The organism is Vannielia litorea, from assembly GCF_018424695.1.
Lineage (GTDB): Bacteria > Pseudomonadota > Alphaproteobacteria > Rhodobacterales > Rhodobacteraceae > Vannielia > Vannielia litorea_A.
On record NZ_QTNQ01000127.1, the window covers coordinates 1 to 7,033 of the forward strand.

Annotated in this window: 8 protein-coding genes; 1 reads left to right on the forward strand and 7 read right to left on the reverse strand. The window is 66.6% G+C overall.

Annotation, left to right across the window (positions count from 1 at the left end; genetic code table 11):
* Positions 1 to 52: 52 nt before the first annotated feature.
* Together DYI42_RS22490 and DYI42_RS22495 are read right to left on the reverse strand one after the other, a co-directional pair.
* A complete protein-coding gene (locus DYI42_RS22490; RefSeq protein ID WP_213549167.1) occupies positions 53 to 946 on the reverse strand; it encodes a DMT family transporter in 894 nt (297 codons plus the stop codon).
* 39 nt (positions 947 to 985) lie between these two features.
* Positions 986 to 1,903, reverse strand: a complete 918-nt coding sequence (locus DYI42_RS22495; RefSeq protein ID WP_244868096.1) for a fatty acid desaturase — start codon at positions 1,901 to 1,903, stop codon at positions 986 to 988.
* Positions 1,904 to 2,026: 123 nt separating this feature from the next.
* Here DYI42_RS22495 and DYI42_RS22500 point away from each other — a divergent pair, with 123 nt between their 5' ends.
* On the forward strand, positions 2,027 to 2,887 hold the full coding sequence (locus DYI42_RS22500; protein ID WP_213549169.1) for a helix-turn-helix domain-containing protein: 861 nt from the start codon (positions 2,027 to 2,029) through the stop codon (positions 2,885 to 2,887).
* 90 nt (positions 2,888 to 2,977) lie between these two features.
* On the opposite strand, the gene DYI42_RS22505 is transcribed toward DYI42_RS22500, so the two are convergent.
* The 5 genes from DYI42_RS22505 to DYI42_RS22525 all read right to left on the reverse strand — a co-directional run bounded on the left by DYI42_RS22505 (position 2,978) and on the right by DYI42_RS22525 (position 6,894).
* Positions 2,978 to 3,319, reverse strand: a complete 342-nt coding sequence (locus DYI42_RS22505) for a hypothetical protein (protein ID WP_213549171.1) — start codon at positions 3,317 to 3,319, stop codon at positions 2,978 to 2,980.
* Positions 3,320 to 3,408: 89 nt separating this feature from the next.
* Positions 3,409 to 4,278, reverse strand: coding sequence for a 50S ribosomal protein L11 methyltransferase (locus DYI42_RS22510; protein ID WP_213549173.1), 870 nt, complete (start codon positions 4,276 to 4,278; stop codon positions 3,409 to 3,411).
* Between the two features lie 118 nt (positions 4,279 to 4,396).
* Positions 4,397 to 4,939, reverse strand: coding sequence for a sugar O-acetyltransferase (locus tag DYI42_RS22515; protein WP_213549175.1), 543 nt, complete (start codon positions 4,937 to 4,939; stop codon positions 4,397 to 4,399).
* A complete protein-coding gene (gene msrA, locus DYI42_RS22520) occupies positions 4,936 to 5,589 on the reverse strand; it encodes a peptide-methionine (S)-S-oxide reductase MsrA (protein WP_213549177.1) in 654 nt (217 codons plus the stop codon). The genes DYI42_RS22515 and msrA overlap by 4 nt, the downstream gene beginning before the upstream one ends.
* A gap of 75 nt (positions 5,590 to 5,664) precedes the next feature.
* Complete coding sequence (locus DYI42_RS22525) at positions 5,665 to 6,894, reverse strand: MFS transporter (RefSeq protein WP_213549179.1); 1,230 nt, start codon at positions 6,892 to 6,894, stop codon at positions 5,665 to 5,667.
* Positions 6,895 to 7,033 lie beyond the last annotated feature (139 nt).

The following is a 7,033-nucleotide window of genomic DNA, read 5'->3' on the forward strand; positions in this document are numbered from 1 at the left end:
GGCCAGCCCCCCGCACCCCCCGGAGATATTTGCAGCAAGAAAATGAACGAGGTCAGTGCGTTGCGGCGACCAGCGCGATGACCGAGGCGACCAGCAGGGCGATGCCGGCGAGCTCGCGGCCCGAGAGCCGTTCGGAGAAGACGCGGGCACCGATGATCATGGAGAACAACACCTCCACCTGCCCGAGCGCGAAGACCACCGAAGCGGTTTGCAGGGCGAAGGCGGCGAACCAGAAGAAACTCCCGGTGAACGAGGTGATGCCCACCGCGAGGCCCGGCCGCCACGCGGCGAGGACGCGGGTGATTTCGGCCCGGTCGCGCAGGGCCAGCCACCCCACCATCAGCACGTTCTGGAGGATCACCACGCAGCCCAGCGCGAGGGCCGGGCGCAGCAGGATATCGTCGCTCGCCACCTCCAGCGTAGCGGCGCGGTAGCCGACACCGGAGAAGGCAAAGAAGAGGCCCGCGCCGAGGCCGAGGCTGGCCGAGCGCGCATCGAGCCGGAGCCTGCCGCCGGTGCCCGAGAGCATCAGGATGGCCACCATGCCCACCACCATCGCCGCAAAGCCGCCCCAGCCCGGCACCTCGCCCAGCAGCGCCCAGCCGACGGCGGCGGTCAGCAGCACTTCGGATTTGCGCAGGGTGACGCCCACGGCGAAGTTGCGGCGGGTAAAGAGCATCACGGTGAAGACAGTGGCGAGGATCTGGGAGCTGCCCCCAATGGCGGCCCATAGCCAGAACGCATCGCCCAGTGCGGGCAGCTCCATGCCGCGCAGCCAGACCATGAGCCAGAGCGCCGCCCAGATCATCGGCAACGAGTAGAGAAACCGCGCCCATGTGGCACCCGTGGCCGTGAGCCCCGCCTGCGCCATCTGTTTTTGCACCATGAACCGCATCGCCTGGATGAGCGCGGCGGTGAGGGCGAAGGGGATCCAGAGCCAGTCCATTTGCATGCTATGCGCACACAAAATGGAAAAAGGGAAGCCTCAGGGCGCGGGCGGCCCCTGCCGTTGCCACAGCGGATGCGCCACCGGGTCCTTCGCCTTCAGGAAATAGCGCCGAAAGACCTCGCCGTAAGACCGGTAGCGATAGCCCTCGTTGCGGCTGAGGTAGCGCGCCGGGTTCGCGAAGTAGAGGCGGGGCAGGCGATACCACGGGGTGCGCGGGTGCATGTGGTGCACCACGTGCAGGTTGTTGTTGAGGAAGAGAAAGGCCAGCAGCCCGCGATCCTCGATCACCACGGTGCGGCCCCGGGCGCGTTCATGGGCTTGATGCTCCAGAAAGGTGCGGATCTTGAGGATCGACAGGGCGGCATAGGCGCAGGCGAGATAGGCCACTGGCGGCATCTGGGCCATGGCGAGCCAGAGCGCCACAGGCAGCAGCCCGACCGCGTGCAGGGCCCAGCTCACCGCCACGCGACAGTCTCCCGCACGGATCGCGCGCCAGTCCGCCGCCATGAAGGCGATCTGGCCGACGATCGGCCCCAGCACAATGCGTCCGGCCAGCGTGTTGTTCACCCGCAGCAGCGCCCGGCGCCAGGCCGGCAGCCGGGCCCAGTCGCCCGCATCGAGGTAGTTGCTTTCGGGGTCGTCGTAGGGGTCGGTCAGCAGGCTGTCCTGATGGTGTGCCAGGTGGGTGTCGCGGAACCGCAGGTAGGGGATGAAGAGGCCGAGGGCGGGAAAGACAAGCGCGGCATTGGCCGTGCCGGAGCGAAAGGGGTGGCCGTGAATCAGCTCGTGGCTCAGCGAGGAGTGGAGAACGAGAGCGAGCGTGGTGGCCACCATGCCGACCGGAAGGGAAAGCTCCGCCACTGCACTCGTGCCCAGCGCAAAGACACCGTAGCAGGTGACGAGCAGGGCGAGGGTTGGCCATTCGGTGCCGGTCGCAGGGCGGGGGGCGTTCAAGGTGCCTCCTTCGATGTCGGGGGCGGGCGTATGCCGTCTGTGTCCGCTGGTACGCGCTGTGCCACGCCCGCAGGAGGCGGTTAACGGTTAACATTTAGGAGCGTTGTTGATAATTATGAACATATGATCATGAAAATGGACAAACGCGCCCGCGCCGCCCTGTTTCGCACCCGCTGCACGGAGGCGCTCGCCGAGGCGGGGATGAGCCAGGCGGCGTTGGCGCGGGCCGTGGGCGTGAGCCGCTCGACCCTGTCGCAACTTCTGAAGGGCGAGGCGCCGCGCCTGCCCGGCGCGCAGCTTCTGGGCGACATGGCCGGGGCGCTGGGCGTCAGCGCCGATTGGCTGCTGGGCCTCACCGACCGGCCCGAGCGCGCGGCCCAGCTGGCGGAGGCGGCGCTTTCGATCACCCAGGCGGAGCGGGCGCTGATCGACGACCAGATCTTTGCTTGGCACCGCGAGGCGGCGGGCTACAAGATCCGTCACGTGCCCGCCACCCTGCCCGACATGCTGAAAACCCCGGCGATGCTGCACTGGGAATATGCCCCCCACCTCGGCAAGACGACGGCCCAGGCCATCGGTGCGGCGCAGGACAGGCTGGACTGGATGCGCGGCTCGGGCAGCGACTACGAAATCGCGCTGCCCTTCGATGAACTGGCCGCCTTCGTCATGGGCACGGGATATTATCGTGGCCTGCCGCTCGATATTCGGCGCGAGCAGCTGGAGTGGATGCGCGAGCTGCACCGGCAGTTCTATCCGCAACTCAGGATCTGCCTGTTCGATCAGCGCCGCATGTTCTCGGCCCCTGTCACCGTATTCGGCCCGCTGCTGGCCGTGGTCTACCTCGGCTCCTCCTACCTCGCCTTTCGCGATCGGGAGCGGGTGCAGGCGATCACCGGGCACTTCGACGGGCTGGTGCGGGCGGCGCTGGTTGGGGAGCGGGAGTGGCCCGAGCACATTGCCGGCTTGCTGGGCGAGATGCGCTAGGCGCGCGGACGACGACACGGCCAGAAAGCCCGACGGGCGCACCGTTTTCACGACACGCCCGCGCCCGGAAACTGTGAGCAGAGGTAGATCTTAGCGGAGCAGCGGCTTGATGCCCGCGGCGGCGGCTTGGGTGATCGGGTCGATTGCCATCAGATGCGCACCGACGCGCTGCACGGTGTTGCCCTCGCGCAGGCCTTCCAGCCGTGCGGTGTAATCGGCGCTGCCGAGGTGGGCGAGAGTGAGCGCCTTGAAGCAGACGAACACCGCCAGCACGGTCAGCGCCGGTCTGAGCACCGGGCGCTTGGTGCGCTTGGACTTGCTGTAAAAGCTTTGCCCTAGTGTGCCCGTGGCTTCAAACCCACCGCCCTTGCGGTGGATCTTCTCGATCCGCCGGATGCGTCCGGCAAAGTTCTGCATGGTTGGGTCGGCCAAGGCTCTCTCTCCGTCCGAAAAATCTGTTCGCGCAGCCCCCGCCTGAAGATCAGGATGCGCCATGAGTTGGGCGGAAATTGGGCGCGGCCTCAGGATTTTGCGAGACAGAGAGTCGTCCAGTCGCCGATTGTTTCGGAGTTTTCCACAGTGAGCCCTTCCGCGACGTAAGCGGCCGTCACATCAGGGGCCTGATCGTTCAGAAGCCCGGAGAGAATCGCATGGCCGCCGGGCGCCATGGCCTGGGCGATGTCGGGTGCGAGACCGATGAGCGGGCCTTTCAGAATGTTGGCGAAGATGAGGCCGAACGGTGCCGCCCCCGCAAGTGTGGGGTGATCGAGCCCGGCGGCTTCGAGGCAGTGCACCTTGCCGGTGAGTCCGTTGGCCGCGAGGTTGGCCTCGGCCACTTCCACCGCCACCGGGTCGATGTCCGAGGCGATGATCGGCGCATCCCAGACCCGTGCGGCGGCCATGGCCAGAACGGCGGTGCCGCAGCCCACATCGGCCACCGGGCAGGGGGCGAGGCCGCCCTCCAGCAGCCGGTCGAAGGCCTTGAGGCAGCCCAGCGTGGTGCCATGGTGACCGGTGCCAAAGGCCATGGCGGCCTCGATCAGAAGCGGCAGGGCGCCCTCGGGCACCTTGTCGGCGTCATGGCTGCCATAGACGAAGAAGCGCCCGGCTTCGACAGGCGCCAGCTCACGCCGGACATGGGCGACCCAGTCCGTCTCCGGGAGTTCCGAGATGGTGAAGGGCTTCGCCTCGAAGGCGGCGGCCAGCAGGGCGAGACCCGCCTCGTCGGGGGCCTCGGTGAAATAGCCGCCCACCTCCCAGAGGCCACTGTCATCCTCGACCTCGAAGACACCGACGCCGGTGGGGGCGGGATCGAGTCGCTCCAGCGCCTCGCCCAGGGCCTCGGCGGCGGGCTTGCCTGCAAGCGTGGTGAGGGCGGTGTAGGTGGGCATGGGACAGGCTCCTGCGATGGGTCGGGAGCCGGGTAGGAGGATTGCCGGGCGCGGTCAAGGGTGGTCAAGCCGGGCTCATCCGCCCTTCGAGGCGTCTTCGCCCGCACGCGGGCCCGCCTCACAGCGTCCGCGCGGGAACGCCTGCCACCGTCGCGCCCGGGGGCACATCCCGCGTCACCACCGCACCTGCGGCGATGATCGCCCCATCGCCAACGGTGATGCCCGGCAGCAGCGTCGCATGGCCGCCGATCCAGACCTCGCGGCCTACGGTGACCGGCAGCGCCCGCTCCAGCCCTTTCTCACGGCCCGTCACCTCGTGATGGTGGTCGGCGCAGTAGATGTGCACGCCCGGTCCCAGCAGGGAACGCGCGCCGATGCTGACGCGCGCGGTGTCGAGAACGGTGCAGAAGGCGTTGATGTAGACACCGTCCTCGAGGTGCAGGTTCACGCCATAGGCGACGTGGAACGGCGCTTCAAGAAAACAGCCCGTGCCGAACCCGCCCAGCACCTCGCGCAGGCGTGGTCCGCAAGTGCCGCGGCTGGCGGGGTCCATGGTGGCGTGTTCGTGACAGGCAAGGCGCGCAGCATCGCGCAGCGCGCCCAACTCGTCGGTCATGCAATTGTACCAGGCGCCGTCCTCGACGCCCGGAAGCGCGTTCATCGCGCGCCGAGGCCCACCGGACAGGTCACGCCGGTGCCGCCGAGGCCGCAATAGCCGCCCGGGTTCTTGGCGAGGTACTGCTGGTGATAGTCTTCGGCGAAGTAGAAATCGGGGGCCATCAGGATCTCGGTGGTGATCTTGCCAAGCCCCTTTTCCAGCAGCGCGGCCTGGTAGGCCTCCTTCGAAGCGAGGGCGGTGGCCTTCTGCGCATCGCTGAACACGTAAATGCCCGAGCGGTACTGCGTGCCCCGGTCATTGCCCTGCCGCATGCCCTGGGTCGGGTCATGCCCCTCCCAGAAGGCAGAGAGCAGATCGTTGTAGCTGATCCGGGACGGATCGTAGTGCAGGCGGACAACCTCGTTGTGGCCGGTCATGCCGGTGCAGACCTCGTCATAGGTCGGGTTCGGCGTGAATCCGCCCGCATAGCCCACCATCGTCAGCTCGACGCCCGGCAACTGCCAGAACAGGCGCTCCACGCCCCAGAAGCAGCCCATGCCGAACATGGCCGCTTCCTGGCCTGCGGGCACCACCTTCGTCAGCGGCGCACCGGTCAGCTGATGCGCCTTAGCGGTGGCGATGGGGGCAATGCGGCCAGGCAGTGCCTCGCCTTCGCCGACCATCTGCGATTTGTCGCGTCCAAATCCGAACATGCTCGATTCCCTCCGGGTGTCTTTGTCGGATGATATAGGAAGAATGCACCCGGTTTCATGTCTTTTGCTGCGATCCTACTCCGCGGGCGCTTCAAACCTGGGTGATAGCCGCGTTTCGTGCCCCGGCGCAGGATGTCGGGGGATAAGCGTCGCCAGCATCAGCGATCCGCAGGCTATGGCGGCGGCAAGGGCAAAGACGGCGCCCGGAGAAACCACCCAGAGATACCCCAGAAGGGCGGGCAGGAAGACCGCGGCGATGTGATTGATCGTGAAGGCCACGGCGGCGGTGGGGGCTATGTCGGCCGGGTCGGCGATCTTCTGGAAGTAGGTCTTGAGCGCCAGTGCGAGGGCGAAGAAGAGGTGGTCGATCACGTAGAGTGTGGAGGCCAGCACAACGCCCCAACCAAAGGCGTAGATCCCGCCGTAGAGCGCGAAGACAATGACAAGCCCGGCATATTCGAAGATCAGCGCGTTGCGCTCGCCCCATGTTCCCACGAGGCGGCCCATGAGCGGCGCGAAGATCATGTTGGCGACGAGGTTGATGAGGAAGAGCGCGGTGATCTCGTGCACCTCGAAGCCGAACCGCTCGACCATCATGAATCCGGCAAAGACCACGAAGATCTGCCGCCGGGCGCCGGAAAAGAACTGGAGCAGGTAATAGAGCCAGTAGCGGCGGCGCAGCACCATCCGGGTGTTCTGCCTGTGATCGCCCTCGAAACGCGGGTAGGCGACGAGGCAGAACAGCGCGATGGCCGTGCATAGCCCGCCAGAGACCCAGTAGACGAAGGAATACGACAGATCGAAGGTTTCCCAGGTCATGACGATGAGGACATAGGCGACAAGGGTGGAGGCCGACCCCGCCGCCAGCAGCCAGCCGAGCATCTGCGGTGCACCCTCGATCTTGAGGAATTGCAGCTGGAGCGACTGGTTGACGGTTTCATAGTAGTGAAAGCCGATCGAACTCAGCAGCGTGATCGTCAGGATGCCGCCGAGTGAGGGGAACTGCGCGGTGATCGCGGTGGCCACGCCGAGCAGCACCAGCGAGATCAGCCCCAACACCTGTTCGCGGATGAAGATGATCAGCGCGATCACCCCGATGGCCAGAAAGCCCGGTATCTCGCGCACCGTGTGCAACCAGCCGATATCGCGCCCGTCGAAGCCTGCCACCTCGATGACGAAGTTGTTCAGCAGGGCCGACCATGTGGCAAAGGCCAGCGGCATCGCCACGGCCATGAGAAAGAGCAGGGTGATCGGCTGGCGCCAACGGGGCAGCCTGTGCGCCTCGCGGAGGGGAATCGTGTGCATGAGTCACGCTTTACGCCCGGTTTCTGGCGTTGGGAAGGGTGGAGGGGCCGGAGTGGGGGTTTTGCACCCCCACACCCCCGCAGAGGTATTTGCAGCAAGAAAATGAACAGGGGCGGTCACCTGCCCGGGCGCGTGGCCC

Bases quoted from the DNA above. Each gene is read 5' to 3' on its own strand.
- DYI42_RS22490 (WP_213549167.1), bottom strand. From the start codon at position 946: ATGGACTGGCTCTGGATCCCCTTCGCCCTCACCGCCGCGCTCATCCAG.
- DYI42_RS22500 (WP_213549169.1), top strand. From the start codon at position 2,027: ATGATCATGAAAATGGACAAACGCGCCCGCGCCGCCCTGTTTCGCACC.
- DYI42_RS22510 (WP_213549173.1), bottom strand. From the start codon at position 4,278: ATGCCCACCTACACCGCCCTCACCACGCTTGCAGGCAAGCCCGCCGCC.
- DYI42_RS22515 (WP_213549175.1), bottom strand. From the start codon at position 4,939: ATGAACGCGCTTCCGGGCGTCGAGGACGGCGCCTGGTACAATTGCATG.
- msrA (WP_213549177.1), bottom strand. From the start codon at position 5,589: ATGTTCGGATTTGGACGCGACAAATCGCAGATGGTCGGCGAAGGCGAG.
- DYI42_RS22525 (WP_213549179.1), bottom strand. From the start codon at position 6,894: ATGCACACGATTCCCCTCCGCGAGGCGCACAGGCTGCCCCGTTGGCGC.